This is a genomic window from Kitasatospora sp. NPDC059577 (assembly GCF_042735475.1).
Taxonomy (GTDB): Bacteria; Actinomycetota; Actinomycetes; order Streptomycetales; family Streptomycetaceae; genus Kitasatospora.
In genome coordinates this window covers 43,167-66,300 of record NZ_JBHWBZ010000041.1, presented here as the reverse complement: position 1 = coordinate 66,300, position 23,134 = coordinate 43,167, and the positions used below count along the sequence as shown (strand labels likewise).

Sequence of the window (23,134 nt, the reverse complement as noted above, 5' to 3'; positions counted from 1 at the left end):
TTGTGGGGGGGGGTGGGCGGGTGGTGGGGTGGTGGGGCCGCGCGGGGGGGGGTGTGGGGGGGGGTGGTGGGGGGGGGGGGGGGGGGGGGGGGGGGGCGCCGCCCGCGCCCCCCCCCCCGACGCCCTCGCCGACCCTCAAGGGGTACGACCCGCCGACCCTGTTCTCCCAGGGCAAGGCCTCCAAGCCCCTGCCGCAGGACACCCGTGCCACCGACGTCCTCCTCGATGGGACCACGTACTACATCGCCGACAACGTCGGTCTTGAGGCCGATGCCCTGTACCGGCACGACGCGGTCGGCATCGCGAACGCCACGCACCCCGGCAACCTCCACTCGCCGCCGGTCCTCGCCCAGGCAGGCGACAAGCGGGTGGTCCTCACCGCGCTCCGCATGGTCATCCCAGGCCAGGGCACGTCCGTAGACCACACCGGCGTCGAGCTGGTCGCCCTGTCCACATCCAAGGGCTCGGACGGCTGGACCGTCCCGATCGACCTCCCAGCGGATTACGCCGGCATCAAGTCCCTCACGGTGCTCGGGGTCCACGGCACGACGGTGGTCATCGCCGGGGGGATACGGACCACGGCCTCGTCTGGGCCGTGGACCTCGCCGCAAAGAAGGTCCTCTGGACCCAGAAGGGCTTCACCGGCGTCCAGCTGACCGGCGACCAGGTCGTCGGCTTCGTCTCGCCGGAGTACACCAAGCACCAGGTGTCCGCCTTGAAGATCGCAGACGGAAGCATCGCGTGGACCGCGGAGCAGACCTACGACCTGCTGGACACGACCCTCACTCCGGCCGGCCCCAACCGGGTAGCCCTCCAGGGGCGCAGCTTCGTCGGCTTCAAGAGCTACGCCTGGATCATCGACAGCACGACCGGCAAGCAGCTCTTCGACTTCAGCGGCGGCTCCACGCCTTTCGGCTGCTCCTACGACGAGCGCTCGGTGACCGTCTGCGGGGACAAGGATCTCGCCTTCGCCTTCGACACGGCCAGCGGGAAGACCCTGTGGCGCCTGCCTGACGACGCCAAGACCCGGATCGCTCCCAGCTTGACCACGGCCTGGCACGGCGTCGTCTACGGCACAACCTCAAGGGGCCCGGTGGCCCTGGACGCCGTCACCGGCCAGGATCTGCCCAGCCCCCCGACACTCGCCCCGTTCATCGTCAACAGCTACATGAGTGTCGGGAGCCCTGACGGCGACGGCACCAGGCTCTCGGTCTACCCCGCCATCGGCTGACCCCCGGGCCCTGGTGGCGGCTCGCCGGCAAGACTATTCGCCCCTCCTCTGGACCAAGGGAGATGCACCGGAGCAGCTGTCATCCCGCCAGATCGGCTGGCGGGATGAGCACGGCCGCGCCGGCGGCGGTCAATTCGGCGAAGCCGTCCGGTCCTCGTTCGACCAGCCCGGTCAGGATCAGGTCCGGGACCAGCCGTGTGCGCAGTTTGGCGTCAGGATCAACGCCGGTCCACCTGGTCCCCTGCTGATGAAGGTGGCCGGTACGGGCGGCGAGCAGCAGCGCGGTGTCCGCACTCGTCAGCTCCCGGACGCCCTTGACCCGCACCCCGACGTTGCAGGCGCGGCTGGCGTCGATCTGTTCGGCCACCAACAACCCGGACCTGTTGAGTTCCTCTCGCATCCGGTCGTGGAATGCGGCTTCGATCTCTTCCGCGCACGACAGTTCCTGGTAGGACAGGCGCAGCGCTCCGGCACAGTCCCCCGGAGCAAGGACATAGCCGGAGCGGGCCGTGACGGCCTTGCCGGCGACCCAGTCCGGAGCCCGGTAGGGCTCGATTCCGGCGTCGCTCAGCGGGGGGCGAACATCCGTCTCCCTGGGCTGGCAGAACACGAGCACGGGCGCGAACTCCTCACTGCTGTGGACCGGTTGGGGAGCAGGCTATGGCCCGCCAACTCTGTATCGAGGTCGGCCGGTGGGGTTGTTCACCCGATCGTGGCGAGACGAGTGCGGTATCGGACCGCTGGGTCACCCCCGGCGGAGCGGACGTCGGAGCCGGCTGCTTCGTCCCGGTGATCCGTACCCGGACCGGCTGCTCAAGGCGCAGCGCGCGCTGATGGCCGTGCAGGCCGAGTGGCGGGCCTACCTGGCGACGCTGCCGGCCTGGGGCGGCGACCTTGCGGCCGCGCGTCAGGGCCTGGGTGAGGAGCAGCTGGCGGAGTCGCTGCTCGCGTGCCGCCGGTACGCACTGGGGGTCCACACTGGTAGCAGTCGTTGTTCGACTGGTCTGTATAGCTCCTTCAACGCTGGGGGCCCATGACGTTCCGTAGCTGAATGAAGAGCTCGCAGCCGGAGCACCTGCCGCCTCGGGACGTAGGGCCGACACTGCTGGGCCTGGCAGTCTTCGCGGCAAGGGTCAGTGCTGCTCCAAGCGCCGCCTATGCATCGGGCCCACCCATTCGAGCACGCTGCTGTTGTTGAAGTAGCGGCGGAAGGACACCTCGTTCTGGTCCTGGAGGTCGCTCAGCAACTGCTCGACGACCAGCGCGAGTGTCTCCGTGCGTGTGGCGAGGTCAACGATGAACTGCCGGCCGGTCGGCTGGTGGTTGACCAGCTCGGCGATGATCGCCTTCACGGCTCGTCCTGGACCGCGTGATGCCCGACTGGCGTGCCCTATCTATGAGCTTATCGAAAGTCGGGGGCGCGGCGGCCCTCTTTCTCTTCCACGGCGGTGATCCGTGCCCTGACCGCGTCGTTTGCGCCAAGGTCGCCTTCGGCCAGATGGGTAGAGTGCCGGGGTCGGGCGGATACCAGTTGGTCAGCCGTCAGGTCTGGCGCTAGCTCAAGGTGGGTGCCGTTCAGGTCTGCCCCGTCCAGGTGGGCGCCGAACAGATAGGCCCACAAGTAGGCGTCGGTCAGGTTTGCGCCCTCAAGGTGGGCACCGTACATGACCGCCCCGTCAAGGCGGGCGTCGGTCAGGTTCGCCCCCTCCAGGTGGGCGCTGCGCATGGTCGCATCCTCCAGGTGGGCGTCGGTCAGGTCCGTGCCCTCCAGGTGAGCAGCATCCATGGTTGCCCACTCCAGGTGGGCGTCGGTCAGGTTTGCCCCCTTCAGGTGCGCCTTGATCAGCGTTGCCTTCTCAAGGTGAGCCTTGGACAGGTGCGCCCCCTCAAGACAGGCTCCGTCTAGGTTTGCTCCGCGTAGGTCCGTCCAAGCCAGGTTGATGCGGAAAGGCTCGTCGCGGCCCTCTGGCCGACGGCCGAGCACGGTCAATGCCGCCTGGACCGGTTCGGCCGGATGATGCGGATCCCAGAGATCCCGCTTCGTAAGGCTTCCGCGCTGCGCAGTCGTGTCCGGTGTTCCGACGCGCAGGCGCCGGCGAGCGAGTCGCAAGCGGTGCTGGGTTGAGGGGGGCTGAAGGGGGGCCGGCGCATGTTCGCGAACGAACGCGGCGAGGACCTCGACCACGGTGATGTGGTCCTTCTCCGAGTCACGCATGATGCGTTCCAGCGCGTAGATGCCACCGAGTTGTTCGACCGGATTGGCAGAGGCGATCTGACCGACAGCCTTGGTGTACCGGTCGGTGTACTGCCCCTCCCGGGTCAGCTCCGCTTGCTCGCCGTCCCTCTCTCGGGTGTGCTGCAGGGTGCGGTGGGTGTACAGGATGCCGACTGCGGCCAGGCCGCCGGCTCCGATCGCCAGGAGGGCGGTGCGAACCCCGGTTACGGTAGTTGCCACGGGCTGCTTCAAGTTGTCGTTGAGGTAGTGGTCGTCGATCCACCAGGGCACTTCCCACATGGCGACGCCCGCCAGGGCGATTCCAGCGAGTACTACCAGGACGTACCACACTGTCACCCAGGCCTGTTTGCCCCGCCGCTTCGACTCCTTCATGCCATCCAGCAGAGCGCGTTGCTGTTCGCCCAGCCGTGCGGCTCGGTGCAACGCACAGCAAGACCACCCGCACGGGGGCGGGGCCGAACCTCGCACGCCGATTATGGACCGACGAACCGGTCAGGTGCCAAGGTGAACCCAAAGCCGCCACGCGATGATCTTGGTGGGATTGGGATTCCCGGCTTGAGCCGGCGTCCGGAGCCGGTCGTTCAGGAGCCGCCTGCTGATGCGGCACACCGACCGGGAACAGCGGGGGTCACACCGTGGTGGTGCACACGAAGCCGAGGTCGGTCAGTCCTTCGGCCTGGCACAGCCGGTCCGAGGCGCCGCCGGCGGTGGTCTGCAGCAGCTGGTAGTCGGCACCGTTGGCGTGGCCCCAGTGCATGGCCGCGCGCCACAGCCGGCGGCCGAGCCCGAGGCCGCGGTACTCGGGCAGGACGCCGAAGTACTGCGGCAGCAGCCGGGCCCGGCCGATCGGGTCGGGCATGGTCTCCATGGGGCCGATGGCGCCCACCACCCGGTCGTCGCGGATGGCGGTCAGGACGGGGCCGACGCTGTCGATCCGGGAGTGCAGGAAGGCGAAGCCCTCGCCGGCCAGCTTCTCGGCGAAGGCGGCGAAGGTGGCGCGTACGGGTTCGGGCAGGGTGTCCAGGTGCTCGATCCCGCCGACCGGCAGGGCCGGCCGGTCGAAGGTGCGGAGCTGGACGCGGGTGGAGGCGGCGACCGGGTCCGGGGCGGCCTGGAACGAGATCACCCGGGCCGAGGCGGCGTCGTGGACGGCGGCGAGCTTGGCCGCGGTCTCCATGGCCTCGGGGCGGTGCTCGGGGGCGCCGTACAGGTGGACGCGTAGGACGCCGCGGCCGGTGAGGGTGGGCAGCAGGGTGCGGCGGGCGTCCTGGCGGACGTCGCCGACGAGGAGGCGTTCGTCCTTGCGGTCGGACCAGCGGCGGTCCTTGTCGTGGGCGAGGAGTCCGCCGGTGGCGGCGACCTGGGCGATAGCGTCGAGCAGGTCGCCGCTGATGGCGTCGGGGTGCAGGGGCCCGAGTGTCGGCAGGTAGGGCACGGACATCACGGGGTGCAGCAGGTCCCAGGACAGCTCCATACCCGCACCCTACTCGCCCGGCGGGCAGGGCTCAGGGCCCGGCGCGAAGTGCGCCGGGCCCTGAGCGGAAGTGACCGGGTTCGCTCAGTGGGGGTTGTCGTCGCCCGCGTTGCACGAGCACTTCACGCTGTCCATCACGTCGTCCAGGTCGGCGACCGGGATGACCGAGGTGACGGGCGCACTGGGGGCCAGGATCGGCCGGGTCAGGCAGGGCAGCTGGGCTGGGCCGTCGTCCGGGAGGGGACGGCTGGTGCTGAGTTCGACAGCGACAGCGGTCATTTCACCCTGCTTTCTGGAAGCCGTGCTGACAGTAGGAACCGAGTGGTGCCTTCGCCTCCTGGTAGTGCTTGGCCAGCGGCCGGCACACGGTGCACGTGCCGGACAGCTGGCAGCCGGAGCAGCCACCGGTGCGAAGCATGAGGCGGTCGGCGATGGCGCCGAGCCGGGCGAGGCCGCCGATCCCCTCGGTGGGGAGGCTGATTTGGTCGTCGCGGCCGATCTTGCAAATGGACACCAGCCCGTGCGGGTCGGTGTGGAAGAAGGTGTGGCCGGCGTTGCAGCCGCCGAACGGCTTGCGCATCCGCAGGTGCTCCTTGGACTGGGCCGTCAGCACCTCGCCGCCGCCGTAGATGGTGGGGGTCATGTTGGTGAAGACGTTGTACTCCAGCCCCCAGCCCTCGCACAGCGCGATCATGGCCTGCTCTTCGTGGGCGTTGTCCTCGGTGACGATCACGCTCATCCGCAGTGGCAGCCTGACGCGGCGGGCGGCGTTCATGCCCTGGACGAACAGGTCCCAGGCGCCCTGGCGCTGCGTCAGCTCGTCGTAGCTGGCCTTGGTGGCACCGTACATCGACACGGTGACCCGGTAGGGCGGGCACTCGGCGAACAGGTCGAGCAGGTTCTGCCGCCACGGCAGGGAGGCGTTGGTGGAGACGGTGATCATCATGCCGAGCGCGTACGCGGCCCGGTAGGAGGCGATGAAGTCCTTGTCCACGGTCGGCTCGCCGCCGGTGATCTGCAGCCACAGCACCCCGGCCTCGGCCATGACCTTGAGGCAGGCGAGCTTGTCCGCCAGCGGCATGCCGGAGTTGACCTTGAGGCCGAGGTAGCTTCTCTGCACTTCACTCTCGGGAGTGAACGCAGCCATGTGAGTCGTCCAAGGGCCACCGAGATCTACGGGACAGGGTCAGCCTTGGCGGACTGGCTGGCGACAGCCCGGCGGACCGCGGGACGTCGGTAGGATCAGCGCTCTGATGGGGAATGTGACGCGAACACAGCGACAGGGAAGCGAGGGGCAGCAGTACGCGCTGACCTCGGACGAAGACGACGCCGACTTCTGGGGCTTCGCCCACGAAGCCGAGGGGCTCTTCACTCCGCTGCCAGAAGACGAGGGAGTGCGCCGAGTGCACCTCGTGGGCTGTCACCCGCAGGGTGGCCTGTTGAAGAGCGCCAGCCACATCGGCAGCCGGAGGGCCTCGGCAGGGAACGCCTGGCTCGACCTCATCGACGCCGACGGTGTCACCATGGGGTCCTACTTCGTAGGAGAGGTCACCGTTGTCGACACCAGGCCGTCCGCCCGCGGAGCGGGCTTCGTTGACCTCACGGTGACGCTCTGGTGCGACAACGCCCTGGCTGGCGCGGACGCAGTATGGGACCTGATCCGCAAGGGGCGGCTGAGCCGCGCCGGCTTGTGGCATGAACTCGGTCCCGAGGACAGACGAGCGTGGCTGTCGGTGGCCCTTTGGTCCCGGGAGTACCAACGTCGGGGGAAGCCCGATCGTCCTTCCGGGCAGGAGTTCACACTGGACGGTCGGCACATCGTCGACAGGGACAGCTTCTACTGCGCGCTCGGCGAAGCCATCAATGGGCCCGGCGGATACTTCGGCTGGAACCTTGACGCCGTGATCGACTACTTGCGGGGCGGCTGGGGTGCTGCCACTCCGTTCACCCTTCTCTGGGATTACTCGGCTGAGGCCAGAACGCAGTTGACGGAGCGGCTGTCCACCGCGGATGGCGACGTCACCTTGCTTGACGTGATCCTCGAGATCTTCGACGAGGGGGACGTAAGCGTCGTCCTCCGATAGCAGCTGGGCGTCAAGTTCGCTACCTCCATTACCGATGATCCGAGGGCGGTTGCCCGCTTCGCTGCTGAAGCCCGTAAACTCGCGCGTCTGCATCACCGCGGCATCGTCACCGTCCACGACGCCGGAACACTTGCCGACAACGGCCACGTTGTGCCGTACCTGGTGATGGAACTGCTGAACGGCTCGACCTGGCTGCAGCGTACCTCCGTGGAAGCGGCTGTCCGGACGGGAGCGAGCCTCGCAGGGGCGCTCGCGCACATGCACGAGATGGAAATCGTTCACGGAGACATCAAGCCGGCGAACATCATGATCTGCGTGGATGGTCAGGCAGTACTGATGGACCTCGGTATAGCTCGGGAATTCTCCACTCTCACCACAGTCACCGCCACCGGTTCACCGGGGACTCTCGTCTATATGGCCCCCGAACAACTTGCCGGTGCTCCTGCTTCTGCCGCCTCCGATGTCTACGCCCTCGGCCTGGTCCTCACCGAGAAGATCACCGGCAAGCGCGGTCCTGCTGCGCAGCTTCCCGCTACCGACCAGGCCGCACTCGCGCCCCGCCTCCACGCGCTGCTGGTCCGCATGACCGCCCTGGAGCCTGGCGGACGCCCCAACATGGCCGAATGCCAGGAACTACTAGGCCAGTCCGACGTGTCCCAGCCCCCTGCACCCGAACCCCCGCAACCTGAGCCAGTTCCGGAAGTTCCAGGCCGCCGTCCCTGGTGGGCCCGGTTGTTCAGCCCGCAACACCGCAGACCTCGCAACCCCGCGCCCCAGACCGCAGCGTCAGCAGGCGAGCGCACCTCGACTTCCACGTCCGCCGCACAGAAAGAAGTCCTCGCCGCCATCGCCGGGATCATCAACGAGATTGCCGGCATTCCGGTCAAGGATGTCCAGCCGGACCAAACCTTCAGCGGCGACTTGGACGTCGACTCGTTGTCCATGGTCGAGGCCGTCGTCGTTGCCGAAGAGCGCTTCGGCATCAGGATTCCGGACTCCGACGCCCGGGACCTGAGGACAGTCCGCGACGCAACCACCTACATCGTCAAAGCCTTGCGCTCCCGGTGACAGGTCAGTGATCTGACTGACCGAATGGTGCCAAGCGTCGATCCTCAGCTGCCCCAAGGTCACCAGCTCCAGGCCGGAGACGGCGGTAGAGCCGCGCGGGGTGAGGACGCGGGTGGCGTAGGTGCCCAGCAGACGGGCCAGTTTCGGGGCAGCGAGGCCGCCCGGGATCTGCCAGCCACCGGAGGCGAGCGCTCCCCAGGCGGGAACGCACAGCTGCACGCACTGGCGCTTGCCGTCCTCCGGCGTGCGGTAGACCCTGGCCCACTGCCCGAGGCCGCGCTGGGTGAGAAGCCAGCCGGCCTTCTCCAGCGCCTTGACGGCCCTGTCGGTCTTCGGCAGCCGGCCGAGGCGCGAGACGAAGTCCTTCTTCTCGTCCCGGCCGAGCGGCGGCAGGCGAAGCTCCGCGAGAGTCGTGTCGGCAAGGACGACCAAGGCGTCGCCGTCCTTGCCGTGCCGATGCAACCGCGCCGAGCCGAGCTTCACCTCCAGCGCCCACTCGACCACGTCCGCGAGCGTGCGCCCGGCAGGCGCGGTCGGCTCCTGAGTGCCGTCGGCGAGGTAGGCCACCAGACCCCGGCCGGACGAGGCGGCGTCCACCGCCGCAAGCGGCCCGGACGGGAACTGGGCGGCGGCCGCGGCCTCCCAGTCGGACGGCCCCTCCGCTACGGCGGGCTTCTTCGCCGGAGCCTTCCGGGCCCGCGACGGCGCCGCCGGACGCGACGACCTGGTACGGCGCGGCGCAACCGCTGAACCGGTCGCGGGGGCGGTCTGGCGGGGAGCAGCGACCGGAGCCACCGGTTCGACGGGCGCTGCCACACCGGGCTCCTCCGTGACCGGGACGGCGGCTGCTGCCAGCCCCGCCGGAGCGTGGGTGCACCAGCCGCCCACGTGGACCGGGCGGCCCTGCGAGCGGTACGGCGTCGCACGGCCACATCGCACACACGGCGCGGGCGCGGCCATCAGCAGCGAGCCGTCCGGGTTCTGGTCCAGCATCACCGGCTGCGCCACCGGCGCCGGCTGCCCGGCCACCGGAGCGGCCGTGAAGGCCTCCGGCACCGCGGCCCGGACGGCGGGCTCCGGATCGGGCGCAGCGTCGGTGCGCACGAGGCCGGCGGCCTGGGCGCGGCGCAGCAGCCACTCGGGGGGCTCCACGGTGCCGTGCTGGAGCGCCAGCGTCGCGAGGAACCGGATGTAGATCTCGCGCTTGGGCGGCCGGGGCTGCGCCGTCCCGGCCTCCCAGCGCACGATCGTTTCCCGCTGGGTCTCCGGCGCCGCGGCCAGCTCCTCCTGGGTGTATTCGCCCAGCTTGCGCAGCCGCTCCCGCTCGGCCGGGACCGGCAGGTCGTCCACCGAGCGCGGCCGCGCGAGCAGCGCGTCGGTCGACGCGAACAGGTCGTCAGCCACACTCCACCTCCTACACAAACACTTGTTCGAAAGTGACATTTCGGAGTAGGCCAGAAGCGTCCGCCTCTCGATCACCAGTCGTTAGACTCCGGGGTTCGGATGCTGCCGGTGGACGGGAAGGCCAAGTCATGGACGACGGCTCTTGGGCAGGCTGGCCAGAACGGTGGGCCGGCACGGACTGCGACGTGCGGACGGCCGTGGGCGCGATCGCGCCGGAGGTCAAGGACGAGTTCAGGTACGACGAGGTCCCCTGGCGGCGATTCCGACACTTCTACGGCCCGGGCGAGGAGATCCCCGGCCTGCTCGCAACGCTCGCGTCCGGGGATGCCGAAGCCGCTGACGGGGCCCTGCGGCAGCTTTGGACGAATCTTCACCACCAGGGCGGCACGATCGCGGTGGGAGCACTGGCGGTGCCGTTCCTGCTCCGGACCGCGACGACCGGGCATCCCGGGCTCCGCGCGCAAACGCTTCACCTGGTCGCCGAGATCGGCCGGTGCCAGCACATCGGGGACGGATCGCGCGAAGGCCTGCTCCAAGTCGCCGAGGAGCCGCTGATGGTCGAGGGCAGCACGATGTGCCCGGTGGACTGGACGATCCAGGCCGCCCGTCTGGCGGTCACGGACGACCTGCCCCTCCTGCTCCCGCTTCTCGACGGCCCCGCCCCCGAGGCCCGTTCCATGAGCGCCTACGTCCTGGCGGCGGCGACCGACGAGATCCCACGCGTCTCCTCGGCCCTGCGGTTCAGGCTGGCGAACGAAGACGACGCGATGGTCCGGGTGAGCCTGATCCTGGCGATCGCCCAGCTCGCCCGCGAACACCAAGACGACCGCGCTCCCGGGTGGGCCCGGGACCTCTGGTCGGACCCGGGACGACCGCCCGAGGTCCGCATCGGCGCCGGCCTGGCCTGGCTGTGCCTGGTCACCGACCCTGCCCCTGACGAGCTCCGCACCCTCCTCACCGACCCCGCCATTCGCCGGTACGACGACCTGCTCCAGCCGGTGCCGTGGCTCACCTGGTGCGACGCTCCCGGTTTCGCCCTGCGCAGCTGCATCGACGAAATGCTCACGTCGAACACCCCCACAGCGGTGCCCGACGACCCCTGGGGTGGAGGGCTGTCAAGCTGAGGCATGCAGGGGCCAGCCAGGGGGAGTTCACGAGTCGGTTCTGCCAGTGGCGTTCAGGTCTGGCCGGAGATCGATTCCCACCCTGGGGTTGATCGTTTCCCAGATACACTCCGTGAGTGCCTCTGACACGTTCGGACATGGTCGATGTGAGATTGGCGCTCGACCTCGTGGGCTCGGAGCTGCAGGTGTTCCCCGTGGGCAGGGCAACGGTCGCGGTCGGAACCGTGGCAACTGTGATCATCGCGGAGGCCGTGGACGATCCGCTGGCCGGCGGCGTGTGGAATGACCAGGAACTGCGCTTGCGGGGTTCCGTGCCTGCGCTCGCCGCCTCCAGGCTGACCGGGCGGCAGCCTTTCGCGGGGACCGAGCCGGATCGGGATCTGCCGGTGTACCTCTTCGTCCGGGTGGCCGAGCTCTGTGCCTATGTCGGCCCCGTCCGCCATTCGCGCAGCAGTTGGGTCGATGGCGAGCTCTACAGCTGCCACCTGCGAATCGACCCGCCGTTGAGCTGCGAGTTGCTCGGCACGGTCCGTCCGTCGGCCACATCACCCAGCCTGCCGAGCCTTGATTGGCTCGACCATTCGGTCTCGGAGCCGGGTAAGGCCCTGGAACTCTTCATCACAGGCTGGTACCCAGAGTCAGGCGAGCCGCCGGCAGTCGCAGAGATACCCCGCTCCATTCCCCCGGCCCTGGCCGACTTCTATCGCCTTGCGGAGAGGCGCCCGGCCATCCTGGGTGGCCAGAACCGGATCGAGCCGGTCGACACCGTGCGTCCCGACAGCAGTGCCGGCTACCTGGTCTTCGCCGTTGAGAACCAGGGCGGGTGGGAGTGGTCGATTCCGTGGGATGTCGACGCCTCGAACACCGACCCGGCGGTGTGGATCAACGAGACGGACAGGCCGGTCCCGGAGCAAGAACCACTGAGCAGATTCCTCTTGCAGTTCTCGCTCTACGAGGCAGCGATGACCGCCTCCTACAAGGCCTTCCCCCGAAACTTCCCCAAGCGGTTGCTGCCCAGCTTGGAGAGCCGCCTACAGCGCGTGCCGCTGCGAACGTTCATGTCCCCCATCGCTCCAACCGAGTTCCTCGTCGGGCCGGGCGTCGTTGCCCTCATCACGCCAACCTGGCAGAACGAGGACGAGGTCGACGTCTGGATCGGCGCCCTCCACCGCAACGCACTGCAGCCACTGCGCGAACTCGGCGTCGAGTGGCAGCGCTTCGACGGGTAGGCCTCGTGGCGTTCGCCGAGCAGTGGGCCGCCCCTGACTGCCGGGGGCGTCCCGCGCTGCCACGGCTGCGCCAAACAGGCTGTCCGTGATCCAAAAGAGCGGCTCCACTCCGAGTGGAGCTCCGTCAGGCGGGCAGCCGCGGACGCGCAACTGGCCGAGCACGGGGTGGAGTGGGCGTAGCGCGGCACGAGTGGGGCTACTGGGCCTCTGATGGGCGTGGCCGGCTCGTGCTTCGCGGCCGTCACGCCCTTCGGGGCCAGGCGTCAGTGGGTCTTCAGCCACCAGTCGGCGACGGCGACCAGGACTGGGGCGGGGGTGGCAGCCAGGGAGAGCAGGGCGGTACGCCCGATCTCGTGGAGGATCGAGGTTCCAGCAGGGGCGGGTACGGCGTCCGTTGCCGTGTCGGCCTCGGCGTCGGCCTCGGCGTAGGCGTAGGCGTAGGCGTAGGCGTCGGCGGGCTCGGACTTGCGGGTGATGTCGTCGTTCATGGCGGGTGTCCTTGTCGGTGGTCGGTGGTGTTGGGATGCCGGGCCCGGCGTCGGTCTCGAATGTGGCATCTGGGCGTCCGGGGTGTCCCAAGTTGCGGGCGGAGAGGGCATGGTGAGCACTACGCTGCTGGTCAGCGGTGGTGGGTCACGGGTGCCCGGCGGCCCGGTTGCGGGCGGGACGGGCACGCGCGGGCGAGAGGCGGGGCGGCGGGCGATGCCGGAGAACGAGTTGGAGCTGGGTCCGAGGCGGCGAGCGCTGCACGGTGTGCTGCTGGAGCTGAAGGAGCGGGCCGAGCAGGAGCGCAAGGCTCAGCAGGCCCTGTGCGGGCAGCTGGAGTTGGAGAAGGCAGTACGGCGCACCGGGCGGGCCGGGACGGAGAGGTTCGCCGGGAAGCGGATCAGTTCATGGGTGCCGCCGGCCGGTCGTGCAGGCGAGGCGCAGATTCCGCAGGACGCCGAGGTTCTGCTGGCGGTGGTAGCAGTGTGGTCTGCCTGGGCCGGGGACCCCTCGCTGGCGGCTGATGGCCGGGTGGAGGAGCGGTGGCTGCGCGCGGAGCGTCCCCGGTGGGAGCGGCTGCTGGACGGGGCCCGGGCAGAACGTGAGGCTGCCCGCATGGCCGCTGGCGGCGATGCCGCCGCGCAGGGCCAGGTGCGTGCCGCTGAGTGGGCCGCAGCCCTGGAGGCGTACCGGCGACGGGTGCGGGAGGTGCATTGGCGGCTGAACCTCGACGTCCTGGGCGCTTCCGGCAGCGCCGGTGAGCAGCCGAAGATCGAGGTGCGTCAGGTGTTCATGCCGCAGTCGTGCCGCCCGCACGTGGCCCACGTGCCGGGTGAGGTGCGTCGGCTGCTGGCAGCGGGCGAGTTGGCGGACACCGACCTGCCACCGGGGATGGAGGCCAAGACTGTCCGAGCTCTGCAGGAGAGCTACCGGGCGCAGCCGACCCGGCCGGTGCTGGAGGTATTGGCGGGCGAGGCGGGTCGGCGGGTAGTGGTGTTGGGTGATCCCGGTGCGGGGAAGTCGACGCTGGCGAAGTACACGGCGCTGGCGCTGGCCGGTGCGTTGGAGGATTTGCCGGCCGAACTCGCCGGGCTTGACGGGTTGGTGCCGGTGGTGGTGGAGCTGCGGCAGTACGCGCAGGCGCAGTGGCGTGATCGGACGATCGAGGACTTCCTGGAGCATGTGGACCGGCAGGACCGGATGTGTCTGACCCGGCCCGTGCTGGAGGGTCTGCTCGCGCAGGGGCGTGTCCTGGTGTTCTTCGACGGTCTGGATGAGGTGTTCGACCCGGCTGTGCGTGCGCAGACCGCTCGGCGGATCACCGCTTTCGCTGCCGATCACGCGGGCGTTCGGGTGGTGGTGACGTCGCGGGAGTACGGCTACCGGGCGGGTGAGTTCACCGCGGCGGGGTTCACGCAGGTGATGCTCCAGGACCTGGAGCACGGGCAGGTCGAGCAGTTCATCCGTCGCTGGTACACCGCAGCACATCCGGAGAACCCTCATCTGGCATCCCAGCTCACCCAGCGTCTGCTGGGTGCGGTGCGGGGAGTGCGGGCGGTGGCGGAGCTGGCCGGCAACCCGCTGCTGTTGACCGTCCTGGCCTCCATGGGACTCGGGAAGACCATCCCCCGCGAGCGGCGCGAGGTCTACGCCCACGCGGTGGAGGTGCTGATCGAGCAGTGGGACAAGGACGCCAAGTTCCTCACCCCCCACTCACCTGTCACCGGGGAGGCCGCCCAGGCACTGGAGTGGCTCAACGTCGACAAGCGCCTCAAGGTGCTCCAGCGCATCGCCCGCCGTATGCAGGAAGGCGCGGGCCGGCCCGCCGGCACGTTCATCCAGCACGACGAGCTGACGGGCATCATCAGCACCTACCTGACCGAGCAGAACATCTCCCGCCCTGCCGCCGACATCGCCGCCCATCACGTCGTCGACCGGCTGCGTACCCGCAACTTCCTCCTCGCCCACTACGGCGGGGGCATCTACGGGTTCGTCCACCGAACCTTCCTGGAGTACCTCGCCGCCACCGAACTCCTGGACCGTTCCCATGAGGAGGAATGGACCCACGACGAGATGGTCGGGGTCTTGGCCGAGCGTGCCGGCGATCCCGCGTGGCACGAAGTGCTGCTCCTCATAGCCGGCAACCTTCATCAGCGTGGCGTGGCGGCCTTCATCGCGCACCTCCTTCGCCAACACCGACGTGAGGAGAGTCCCCGGGGTTGGTTGGTGCCGATGCTGGTGCTGGTGCTGGCTATCCGTGTCCTGGCCGAGGTCAAGGAAATCGGCGCCTCTCCGGCCCCGGGAACCAGGGACCGGCACCTTTCCGTGGCCGCGCAAAGCGATGCCGTCATCAACACCCTCACCACCACGCTGCGCCAGTCGACGTTTGTCTCCATCGAGGAAGCCCTGCCGGCCTTCGGGACTTTCGATCGTTTCTGGAGTGGCCGGGAGCGCTACCTGCGCTGGTACTACGCGACCCAATTAGGGGATCGCGCGTTTCGGGGTGGCTACATCGCTGCGGCGTTGGGCCGAGACCTGGAGGAGACAGCGCGCCAGGCACGCATCCCCTGGGATCCATTCCTTCGCAGCGCCGCCTTGGAAATACTCGGGGCGCGGTTCCCGGACCACCAGGACACCCGACTAGCCGTCTTGGCCGCCGCCACTGACACGACCGACACGACCGACGCCACGCTCGTCCGCGGCACCGCGCTGCGGGTACTGGGAAAGCGGTGGCCGGAGGACCAGGCCACCCGGCAAACCGTCCTAACCGCCGCCACCGACACCAGCGACACCGCCCCGAACATCCGCAGCACCGCACTGCGAGTACTCGCGGAGCGGTGGCCCGACCACCAGGACACCCACCGAACCGTCCTGACCGCCACCACCGACACCGCCTCAAACGTCCGCAGCACCGCACTACAGGTACTCGCGGAGTCGTCCTGCTCGTCGTTCTGGTCGTCGTCGGCCGGCGGTGTCGTCGCCTCAGACGTCGAGCCGCTCGCGCATGCGGCGGTCAACGCGCTCGCGTTCGGTGAGGTCGGGCCAGCGGGCCTTGTCCCGGATCTCCTGGGCGCTGACGACGATGCGGTGGCTGTAGGAGGGCAGCCGTAGGGACAGCTCCTTGAAGGCGGCGACCGAGTCACCGTTCTCCGTCTCCTCCAGGTGTCGGCACCGACGTGGACGGCGGAAGTCCCTACCTCCCCATCGCTCCCTCGGTCACGCACCTGATCGAGTCCCACGCCCTGACGGACGCCGTCTCCGTCTGGAGGCCCTGGCCTATCGCCGGTGCCGCTGTGGCCGCTGGGGTTCTCGATGGACTCGTCGAGGTGCCGGAAGCCTCCTGGGAAACCTCACGATGGCGGCTTTCGGACTCCGTCGCAGTCTTCGACAGTGAATGCTGGGACCGGGAGAGCCCAGGTCGGCGCGTGCGCATTTGGTCCCGTGACGACTTCGGCTATCGCCAGGTCCGGGGAGCCATCGAGCGCGCGTGACGGCCGGGCAGCCGACGCGACGGTGGCGAGCCGCGACACACGCCGCTGTACCGGATAGCGCGACGCTGACAGGAAGGACACGGGTCCGGATTGCTCTGTGGACGATGTCGATGACACCGAGAAACAGGTACGGATAACACATCGTCCCGCTCGCCGAAGTCCACGACTCCGGCGGCTACGCCTGGACCCCCGAACGCCGCGAGGCCTACGCCAACGACCAGCGATCACCTTTGACCCTCGTCGCTGTCACCGCCAAGTCCAACCGCGCCAAGGGCGACAAGGACCCCGCCCACTGGCTCCCCCCACTCGCCGGCCCCGTCCACTGCCGCTACGCCTCCGAATGGGTGTCCACCAAACCCGTTGGAACCTGGCCGCCGACCAGAGGGAGCAAGACGCCCTGGCCCGCATCGCCCAGGACTGCATCGACACCGAAGTCGCCTACGAGAGCGCACCGTAGTCGTGCCCGAGCCGGTGGCCCTCCATGCCCTGTGGAGGGTTCGGCCGGCCAGAGGTGGGGCGGGCCGGCCGGTGATCCCCGCGGCTTCAGAACGGGGGCTCGTCGTACCAGGAACCGTTCCAAGGCACGGGCGGCCGGGACTCCCCGCGCCGGATGCGGCCCGCCGCGCGGCGGCGGCCGGGCCTCAGCCGGGCAGGTCCGCCCGGTCCACTGCGGGGGAGTCGGTCGGCGCTCCCTGGGCAGGGGCGCCCGGACGGCCGTCGGCCCAGGTCAGGGTGGAGACGAGGGAACGGAAGGCCGTCCGGTAGGTCCGCGGGCTTGTGCCCGTGTGGTGCTGGAAGTGGTGGCGCAGGTTGGCGGGTGTGCCGAGCCCCGTGCGGGCGGCGATGCGTTCGACCGGCTCGTCGCCCCGTTCCAGCAGGCGCTGCGCCAGCTGGATGCGCGCGCGGAGCAGGTACTGAAGCGGCGGCAGCCCGGTCTCGGTCCGGAAGCGCCTGGTCAGGCCCCGAACGGTGAGTCCGGCGTGGTCGGCGAGGTCGTTCAGCGTCAGCGGGCTGTCCAGGTGCGCCTCCAGCCACCGGAGCGTGGGTCCGAGGCGGGAGCCTGCCGGGCCGGGCTGGTGGGCGGCCCGGGTGGGCCCGGCCGGTTCGCCGCGTTCGTGGAGCTCCAGGAAGACCTGCCGTTCCGTCTCGACGGCAACCGGATCGCCGTGGTCCAGCGTGATCAGCCACAGGCACAGGTCGACACCGCCGAGCACCCCCGCCGCGCTGTGGAACGGGGCCGCCTCCGTGACCGAGCCCTCCGGATCGACCGTGATCCGGGGGTGGCGCCCGGCCAGTTCTGCGGCATACCGGCGGCCGGTCGCGGCCCGGCGACCGTCCAGCAGCCCGGTGGCGGCGAGGGTGAACGTCCCCGTCCCGATCGCGCCGATCCGGCTGCCCCGGGCCGCCGCGGCCCGCAGTGCCTCGGCAACTCCGGGCGGCGGGTCCGCGCGGAAGCCGTCGTGACCGGGGAGCAGTACCGTGTCCGCGTCCTCCAGCCCCTCCAACCCCCAGCGCGTGTCGAGCCGGAACGGCGCCGGCCCGCCCGTCGTACGGAAGCCGGGCCCCGCGCAGTACCGCACCTCGTACCCGACGTGCGGGTGATGGCGTGCGGCGCTGCCGAAGGCGACTCCCGGCGCGGTGAGCTGGTGGCCCGGTACGCCGTCGAGGGCGAGAACAGCGATGACTGACATGTCCAGAATTTAGCCCAGGGTGACATCGGGGCCGCTGTTGCGGGCGCGGGCCGGTGCGGAGGATGGGCGGTACGCGGCACCCGAGGTGAGGGGACGCCCGGCTGCGGTGCCCGTACCGCCGGTGCACCCGTCTCACGGTCGCACATCCGCATCTGCCAAGGCGTGCTTGCGCCCACCCCGAAGGAAGGACCTTCCATGCCCATCAGTTCCCTGGCGCGCCGAGCGGCGCGCGTCGCCACCGTCGCCCTGGCCGCGACGGTGTGCGCCACCGCCATGACCGGCAGCGCCGGAGCCATCGTCAACGGGACGGACGCCACGGCGCGCTACCCGTACATGGCCTCGATCCCGTTGTCGGCTCCGACGCAGGGCCTGGCCGACGGTGTCTGCGGCGCGACCCTGATCCACCCGCAGTGGGTACTGACGGCGGGCCACTGCCTCGACCCCGAGATCGGCGTGGTCCTGGACGGCACCGTCCGGATCGGCTCGGACCGGCGCAAGTCCGGCGGCACCGTACGCACCATCCAGAAGACGATCACCCACCCCGGCTACGGCATCGGCACCGGCGGCGGCGGGGCCAACCAGGACGATCTCGCACTGATCCGGCTGGACCGCCCGGTGAGCGAGGAGCCCATCCGGATCGCCGACCGGGCGGCCCGGCCCGGTACGCCGACCCGCCTGCTCGGCTTCGGCAGCGTCGCCAACGTTGACAACCCGCAGCAGGCCGAGTTCGCGAGCCGGCTCCAGCAGTTGGAGACCCGCCGGGGAGCCGTCGACGAGTGCGCCCCCGGCCGGGCGGGGTGGCTGCGCCTCTGCACGGTCAGCCAGGTGCCGGGCGCCATGGCGTGCTTCGGGGACTCCGGCGGCCCGCAGCTCCAGAAGGGCCGGGGCGGCCGCTGGGAGCTCGTCGGGACCACCTCGGGCGACGGGGACACGGACCCGACCTGCTCGACGGGCCCGGGCCTCTACACCAGCGTCCCGGCGTACACGGATTGGATCTGGAAGACGATCCACCAGTACGGCTGATGCCCGCCGGCGGTGCCCCGGCGCCACCGGGGCACCGCTCGCCTGTCCGGTTTCGGGTATCTTCCGGGTATGTCGGTCATCGCCGTCCTCGTGCCCGACGGGCTGCCCGGACACCACCTCACCACCCCGGGGCTGGTGTTCGGTACCGCGGCGCGAGAGCACCCTGGCGTGGCCTACGACGTGCGGCTCTGCGCCGCTCCCGGCCCGCTGGGCATCGGCCTGCCGGCGCCGCTGGCCATCGCCGTGCCGCACGGCCTCGAAGGCCTCGCCGACGCCGACATCGTGCTGGTGCCCGGCCGCGACGGTGTTCCACTGGAGCCTCCGCCCGTGGTCCTGGACGCACTGAGAGCCGCCGCGGCCCGGGGCAGCCGGATCGGCGCGATCGGCGCCGGGGTGTTCACCGTCGCCGCCACCGGCCTGCTCGACGGCCGGCGCGCCACCACCGGCTGGCGCCACACCGAGGAGCTGGCCCGGCGGTACCCCCGGATCGAGGTCGACCCGGTCGGTGCGGCCGTCGCCGACGGCCCCTTCCTGACCTCCGCCGGGATCTTCGGCGGGATGGACGTGTGCCTGCACCTGCTGGCCGAGGACCACGGCGAGCGGACGGCCGGCGAGACCTCCCGGGAACTCCTCACGCCCCTGCTGCGGCACGCCGACCGCGTCCAGGAGTGCATCGACCGCGAGCTGGCCGACAGCGCGGGCCTCGAACCGACCCTGCGCTGGCTGAAGGCCCGTCTCCACCTCCCGCTGACCCCCGCGGACCTCGCCGAGCACGCCGGGATCAGTGTCAGCAGCCTCAACCGCCGCTTCCGCGCCCAGGCCGGCGTCAGCCCACCGCAGTACCTGCTGCGCCTGCGGCTGGATCGGGCCCGCGAACTGCTCACGCAGACCGACGAACCGGTGGAACGGGTGGCGGCGCTGGCCGGATTCGCCTCGGCCGCCAGCCTTCGGCAGCACTTCGCCCGGCTGACCGGCACCACACCGCGCTCCTACCGCGCGCGACACCGGGCGGTCTCCGGGGTGCCCGGCCCCGGGTCTACGCGGTAGCCAGCACCCGGGCGAGCGCCGCCCGGCCGGCGGCCCCCCGCGCCTCGACCGCTGCCGCCCAACTCAGTGCGGTGGCTGGGAGCGCTGTGCGTACAAGGCAGTCGCCGTACTGACGGCCCGCCAGGTCAGCTCCGTTCTCGTGTGCAGCTCGCCGGGAGAGCCAGTCAGGCGTAGGGACGTCAAGTCGCCGTCGATGGCCTGGACCTCGCGGTTCAGCTGAGCGAGGGAACCCTTGAGGTCGCCGTGGGCGAGGGCGCTACAGGCCCTCCGGACCCATTCCAGGTAGCTGCTGGTGTCGACGCTTGCGCCGGCGCTGTTGCGGATGCGCCCTGGTAGATGGCGGCCGGCTTCACGGACGACTTCCGCGTAGCCGGGAAACCGCAGCGCCTTCTTCAGCTCCCTGGGGTCGTTGTGAGGGCCGCCTGCTGCCAGGAGCCGGTCAACGAGGTCCTGGTACAGGTCCTGCTCGCTTCTTGGCTCGGGCAGTGCGGCGCCGGTGGCCGTCGGGCGCAGGGTGTTGGCGTCGGCCGCCAGTTGGCGGAGGTTGTGGTGGTTGCGGTTGTCGTCGTTCTGCAGGGCCAGGCGTCGACGTATCCGCTCGTAACGCGAGGTGGGAGCCAGCAGCCACACCGCGCGGGCGCTGTTCTCCAGGGCCCCGCGCAGGAGCGTGGAGGAGCCGTAGGAGTGCAGGAGCAGGGTCATCCGCTCGGTGTCCTCGTACTGGGTCAGGGAAGACCGCAGGCAGTGGAGGTGGTCCACCGCTGCCTGGATGGCGTGCTGGGCGCTGTGGGAGACCTGGTAGGGGTCGGTCCTGGCGTCGTCACCGGCGAGGGAGCTGCCCGGGGGCACTCTCCAGTGCATCTCCCGCAGCGGCTCGTACTGGGACAGGAAGTTGTCGAGGGTCTGCACGGTGGCGCGCAGGTGCGCGGTGACGTCGTCGTCCATGCTCAGACCCTACGAAGACGGACGAGTGCGGGTGGGGGAATTTCGGCGGCCCGGCTCCCGGCAATGGCTGGCCAGGACACGGGCCTTCGCCGTGGTGAGAAACGGATTGTCGGAGGGTCAGCACTCCAGCTGGTGCCGCAGGTTCTCGGCGATCCTGGTGTAGAGCGTTGCGTCTACGCCTCCTCACCGACACTGTCCACGCCTTTCGCTGGTGCGGCGGTGCTTGGGCTTGTTGGCCTTGCGTCGTCCCATGGCCGGTCAACGACCGCCCGGCCCTCACCGGGCGTCGGCCAACCGGAGGACACCTCGGAGTGATCCGGCCTCGACGCAGCGGACGGGCGGCCGGGCTGTGTACGGGCCCGGCCGCCCGGGGGCTTCACCGTGCGGCGCCCGGCCCGTGGGGGTGTTCGTGCCGGGCGGTGCGGAGCAGGCGCAGCCGCGCGCCCTGGTAGGGGCGCTCAGCGGGTTCAACGAGCGGGCGCCCGGTTGGGCAACGGCAGGTCAGCCGGCCGTGGTGGCGCGGGCGGCGATGGCCTGGCGCAGCCGGTCGGCGAGGGCTGCGTGCTCGGCGGGGGTGTAGGCAAGGACGCCGTTGCCGAAGGCCAGGGCCTCGAACTGCTGCTGCTCGTAGGGGACGCCGTGCGGGAGGCGGGCGATGTGCCAGTGGAGGTGGCTGTTGCCGGCCTGGGAGCCGAGGGAGAACAGGTAGGTGCGTTCGCCGCCGAGGACGTCCTCGGCGGCCAGGGCGACCAGGCGCACGGTGCGCATGATGGCGAGGTAGTCCTGCTCGGTGAGGTCGGTGACGACGTGCTCGAGGTGCTGCTTGGGGACGACCAGGAGCTTGCCGGGCAGGACCGGCCACTTGTCGAGGAAGGCCAGGTGCTGCTCGGTCTCGTGGACGATCTCGTGCGCGTAAGCCGGGTCGCCTTCGACCAGGCGGCAGATGAAGCAGGGCCCGTGCTGGACCTGCTCGCTGTAGGTGGTCGTGTCCATCGGCTGGCGTTCCATACGCTTCCTCTTCCCGCGTGGGCCCGCCGGGGCGGGCGGTAGTCGGTGGCGGGTCCGGCGCCGCGAGGCGGGCTCTCGGCGCCGGACCAGGCGGTCAGATCGGCTGGGCGGGGTCGTCCAGCCAGGCGTGCCAGCCGCGGGGTGACGGTGAGTCCGAGGCGCTCGATGCCGGGCTCGCCTGCCTCGTGCCACCAGGCGAGGGTGCTCTCGAAGTCCGGCCACAGGCGGCGGCCGCCGTACTGGCGGACCAGGTGCTCGTCCTCGCCGTCCCGGAAAGTCGTCGCCGACCAGGCCGGGGTGGTGAGGGAGTAGAGCCACAGGGTGCGGGCGCCATCGTCGTGCCGCTGGATCGCGTGGACGACATCGCGCAGGCGCAGGCCGGCGGCGAGCGGGAACGGGTCGAACTTGCCGTGCGCGGGCAGCGTCGCGGTGGTCGCGGTCTCGGCAAGGGCGCCGCCGTCGGCGGGGTTCTGCGGCCACCGCAGGCGTTGGGAGCGCATCTTCATGAACTCCACCGGCTGGAGAAACGGCCCGGACGCGGTGCCGTCGCCGGCCACGGTGAGGCGGACCAGGGCGTCGGCGTTGGAGTAGTGGGTGCCGAACGGGGCCAGGATCAGCCCGCCGGGACGCAGCTGCTCGATCCATGCCCGCGGGATCTCCCGCAGCCCGTAGGTAGCGGTGATCCGGTCGTACGGGGGCCGGGCGGGTGGCCGAGCGCGCCGTCCCCGCAGGCGACGGTCGGTCGGTAGCCGGCCCGCCCGAGCGCGGCGCGGGCCTGCGCCGAGACTTGCGGGTCAAACTCGACCGTGGTCACGTTCGCGTCGCCGAGCCGGTGACTCAGCAGCGCGGCGTTCCAGCCGGTGCCGGTGCCCTGCTCCAGCACCCGCATCCCCGGCTCGACCTGGAGGTCGTCCAGCATCGAGGCGACCAACGACGGCATCGAGGCGGAGCTGGTGGGCACCGTGCCGGGCTCGGCGCCCTGGTGCTCGCCGTCGTCCCACTGGGTGACGATCGGGATGTCCGCGGCGGCCACCGCCAGCCAGCCCTGCTCGTCCTCAGTCCGCGCCAGGGGCCGACTCTTCCCGGTGGCCATGTCGTGCGCCCAGATCAAGGCCGGCAGGAACAGCTCGTGCGGGACGGCGTCGAAGGCCGGCACCCACGCGTCGGCGACGGGGAAGGACCGCCCCGGCGCGGGGCGCTCCTCCTGCTCGGGTGCGAGCGTCACTTGCGGTGTCCCCCGTCTCCGGGCGGGGTGCTGCCGTCAGGGGACGGCGGATCGGACGGCGGCGTCCACGGGGTGCCCGGGTGCCCGTCGCCCCCGCCCCCCGTCGCCGCCCGAGCCTCCGCCACCGTGGCCTCCGTCGATGTCCATACCGACCTCCTTGCCGTCGCTGTGATGGTGCCCTCCCGGTGCCCGGGAGGAGTAGAGGTGCGCCCCGGCGCACCGGGGCACTGGTGGGCCTACGCGGGGTTGGGAGAGCGGGTGCGCAGATCCGCGTGGACGGTCTTGCCGCGCGGCTCCAGGGTCACGCCCCAGTGCCCGCCGGTGAGATGGTGGACCAGGGCCATGCCGCGGCCCGACACGGCGGCGAG

General features: G+C 70.6%; 18 protein-coding genes and 1 pseudogene. 8 read left to right on the top strand and 11 right to left on the bottom strand.

What is annotated here, in order from left to right; genetic code table 11:
- The first annotated feature begins 454 nt into the window (after positions 1–454).
- Positions 455–1,231, top strand: coding sequence for a PQQ-binding-like beta-propeller repeat protein (locus ACFV0O_RS27210; protein WP_380346190.1), 777 nt, complete (start codon positions 455–457; stop codon positions 1,229–1,231).
- Positions 1,232–1,310: 79 nt separating this feature from the next.
- On the opposite strand, the gene ACFV0O_RS27205 is transcribed toward ACFV0O_RS27210, so the two are convergent.
- The 6 genes from ACFV0O_RS27205 to ACFV0O_RS27180 all read right to left on the bottom strand — a co-directional run bounded on the left by ACFV0O_RS27205 (position 1,311) and on the right by ACFV0O_RS27180 (position 6,088).
- Positions 1,311–1,847, bottom strand: coding sequence for a hypothetical protein (locus ACFV0O_RS27205; RefSeq protein WP_380346153.1), 537 nt, complete (start codon positions 1,845–1,847; stop codon positions 1,311–1,313).
- A 517-nt stretch (positions 1,848–2,364) separates the two neighbouring features.
- Entirely contained in the window at positions 2,365–2,583 is a 219-nt protein-coding gene (locus ACFV0O_RS27200) for a hypothetical protein (RefSeq protein WP_380346151.1), read from the bottom strand.
- Between the two features lie 50 nt (positions 2,584–2,633).
- Positions 2,634–3,839, bottom strand: a complete 1,206-nt coding sequence (locus ACFV0O_RS27195) for a pentapeptide repeat-containing protein (RefSeq protein ID WP_380346149.1) — start codon at positions 3,837–3,839, stop codon at positions 2,634–2,636.
- Between the two features lie 256 nt (positions 3,840–4,095).
- Positions 4,096–4,941 carry a GNAT family N-acetyltransferase gene (locus ACFV0O_RS27190; RefSeq protein ID WP_380346147.1) on the bottom strand — a complete coding sequence of 282 codons (846 nt, stop codon included), beginning with the start codon at positions 4,939–4,941 and terminating at the stop codon, positions 4,096–4,098.
- Positions 4,942–5,025: 84 nt separating this feature from the next.
- Positions 5,026–5,220 carry a hypothetical protein gene (locus ACFV0O_RS27185; protein WP_380346145.1) on the bottom strand — a complete coding sequence of 65 codons (195 nt, stop codon included), beginning with the start codon at positions 5,218–5,220 and terminating at the stop codon, positions 5,026–5,028.
- Position 5,221: 1 nt separating this feature from the next.
- A complete protein-coding gene (locus ACFV0O_RS27180; protein ID WP_380346143.1) occupies positions 5,222–6,088 on the bottom strand; it encodes a radical SAM protein in 867 nt (288 codons plus the stop codon).
- 106 nt (positions 6,089–6,194) lie between these two features.
- On the opposite strand from ACFV0O_RS27180, the gene ACFV0O_RS27175 reads away from it, so the two are divergent.
- From ACFV0O_RS27175 to ACFV0O_RS27160, 4 genes are all read left to right on the top strand, one after another.
- Entirely contained in the window at positions 6,195–7,025 is an 831-nt protein-coding gene (locus tag ACFV0O_RS27175) for a barstar family protein (protein WP_380346141.1), read from the top strand.
- A gap of 3 nt (positions 7,026–7,028) precedes the next feature.
- Positions 7,029–8,093, top strand: coding sequence for an acyl carrier protein (locus tag ACFV0O_RS27170; protein ID WP_380346188.1), 1,065 nt, complete (start codon positions 7,029–7,031; stop codon positions 8,091–8,093).
- 1,589 nt (positions 8,094–9,682) lie between these two features.
- Positions 9,683–10,621, top strand: coding sequence for a hypothetical protein (locus ACFV0O_RS27165; protein WP_380346139.1), 939 nt, complete (start codon positions 9,683–9,685; stop codon positions 10,619–10,621).
- Positions 10,622–10,737: 116 nt separating this feature from the next.
- Positions 10,738–11,850 (top strand): hypothetical protein, encoded by a 1,113-nt coding sequence (locus tag ACFV0O_RS27160; protein ID WP_380346137.1) that lies wholly within the window; start codon positions 10,738–10,740, stop codon positions 11,848–11,850.
- 263 nt (positions 11,851–12,113) lie between these two features.
- Here ACFV0O_RS27160 and ACFV0O_RS27155 read toward each other — a convergent pair whose 3' ends face one another.
- Positions 12,114–12,338 carry a hypothetical protein gene (locus ACFV0O_RS27155; RefSeq protein ID WP_380346136.1) on the bottom strand — a complete coding sequence of 75 codons (225 nt, stop codon included), beginning with the start codon at positions 12,336–12,338 and terminating at the stop codon, positions 12,114–12,116.
- Between the two features lie 109 nt (positions 12,339–12,447).
- Between ACFV0O_RS27155 and ACFV0O_RS27150 the strand changes: the two genes are divergently transcribed.
- Complete coding sequence (locus ACFV0O_RS27150) at positions 12,448–15,447, top strand: NACHT domain-containing protein (protein ID WP_380346134.1); 3,000 nt, start codon at positions 12,448–12,450, stop codon at positions 15,445–15,447.
- 1,021 nt (positions 15,448–16,468) lie between these two features.
- Here ACFV0O_RS27150 and ACFV0O_RS27145 read toward each other — a convergent pair.
- Entirely contained in the window at positions 16,469–17,518 is a 1,050-nt protein-coding gene (locus ACFV0O_RS27145) for a GlxA family transcriptional regulator (protein WP_380346132.1), read from the bottom strand.
- A 195-nt stretch (positions 17,519–17,713) separates the two neighbouring features.
- Between ACFV0O_RS27145 and ACFV0O_RS27140 the strand changes: the two genes are divergently transcribed.
- Positions 17,714–18,541 (top strand): S1 family peptidase, encoded by an 828-nt coding sequence (locus ACFV0O_RS27140; RefSeq protein ID WP_380346130.1) that lies wholly within the window; start codon positions 17,714–17,716, stop codon positions 18,539–18,541.
- Positions 18,542–18,610: 69 nt separating this feature from the next.
- Complete coding sequence (locus ACFV0O_RS27135; RefSeq protein ID WP_380346128.1) at positions 18,611–19,588, top strand: GlxA family transcriptional regulator; 978 nt, start codon at positions 18,611–18,613, stop codon at positions 19,586–19,588.
- A 63-nt stretch (positions 19,589–19,651) separates the two neighbouring features.
- Here the strand turns inward: ACFV0O_RS27135 and ACFV0O_RS27130 are convergent, their stop codons facing one another.
- The 3 genes and pseudogenes from ACFV0O_RS27130 to ACFV0O_RS27120 form a co-directional block, all read right to left on the bottom strand.
- A complete protein-coding gene (locus ACFV0O_RS27130) occupies positions 19,652–20,533 on the bottom strand; it encodes a hypothetical protein (RefSeq protein ID WP_380346126.1) in 882 nt (293 codons plus the stop codon).
- Between the two features lie 501 nt (positions 20,534–21,034).
- Positions 21,035–21,526, bottom strand: a complete 492-nt coding sequence (locus ACFV0O_RS27125; RefSeq protein ID WP_380346124.1) for an HIT family protein — start codon at positions 21,524–21,526, stop codon at positions 21,035–21,037.
- A gap of 572 nt (positions 21,527–22,098) precedes the next feature.
- Positions 22,099–22,430: pseudogene (locus ACFV0O_RS27120) on the bottom strand (methyltransferase domain-containing protein); the annotation flags it as partial.
- Between the last annotated feature and the right edge of the window lie 704 nt (positions 22,431–23,134).

Excerpts from the sequence above, each read along its gene's own strand:
- ACFV0O_RS27195 (WP_380346149.1), bottom strand. The coding sequence starts at position 3,839 with ATGAAGGAGTCGAAGCGGCGGGGCAAACAGGCCTGGGTGACAGTGTGG.
- ACFV0O_RS27190 (WP_380346147.1), bottom strand. The coding sequence starts at position 4,941 with ATGGAGCTGTCCTGGGACCTGCTGCACCCCGTGATGTCCGTGCCCTAC.
- ACFV0O_RS27185 (WP_380346145.1), bottom strand. The coding sequence starts at position 5,220 with ATGACCGCTGTCGCTGTCGAACTCAGCACCAGCCGTCCCCTCCCGGAC.
- ACFV0O_RS27180 (WP_380346143.1), bottom strand. The coding sequence starts at position 6,088 with ATGGCTGCGTTCACTCCCGAGAGTGAAGTGCAGAGAAGCTACCTCGGC.
- ACFV0O_RS27175 (WP_380346141.1), top strand. The coding sequence starts at position 6,195 with ATGGGGAATGTGACGCGAACACAGCGACAGGGAAGCGAGGGGCAGCAG.
- ACFV0O_RS27155 (WP_380346136.1), bottom strand. The coding sequence starts at position 12,338 with ATGAACGACGACATCACCCGCAAGTCCGAGCCCGCCGACGCCTACGCC.
- ACFV0O_RS27150 (WP_380346134.1), top strand. The coding sequence starts at position 12,448 with ATGGTGAGCACTACGCTGCTGGTCAGCGGTGGTGGGTCACGGGTGCCC.
- ACFV0O_RS27145 (WP_380346132.1), bottom strand. The coding sequence starts at position 17,518 with ATGTCAGTCATCGCTGTTCTCGCCCTCGACGGCGTACCGGGCCACCAG.
- ACFV0O_RS27140 (WP_380346130.1), top strand. The coding sequence starts at position 17,714 with ATGCCCATCAGTTCCCTGGCGCGCCGAGCGGCGCGCGTCGCCACCGTC.
- ACFV0O_RS27135 (WP_380346128.1), top strand. The coding sequence starts at position 18,611 with ATGTCGGTCATCGCCGTCCTCGTGCCCGACGGGCTGCCCGGACACCAC.
- ACFV0O_RS27130 (WP_380346126.1), bottom strand. The coding sequence starts at position 20,533 with ATGGACGACGACGTCACCGCGCACCTGCGCGCCACCGTGCAGACCCTC.
- ACFV0O_RS27125 (WP_380346124.1), bottom strand. The coding sequence starts at position 21,526 with ATGGACACGACCACCTACAGCGAGCAGGTCCAGCACGGGCCCTGCTTC.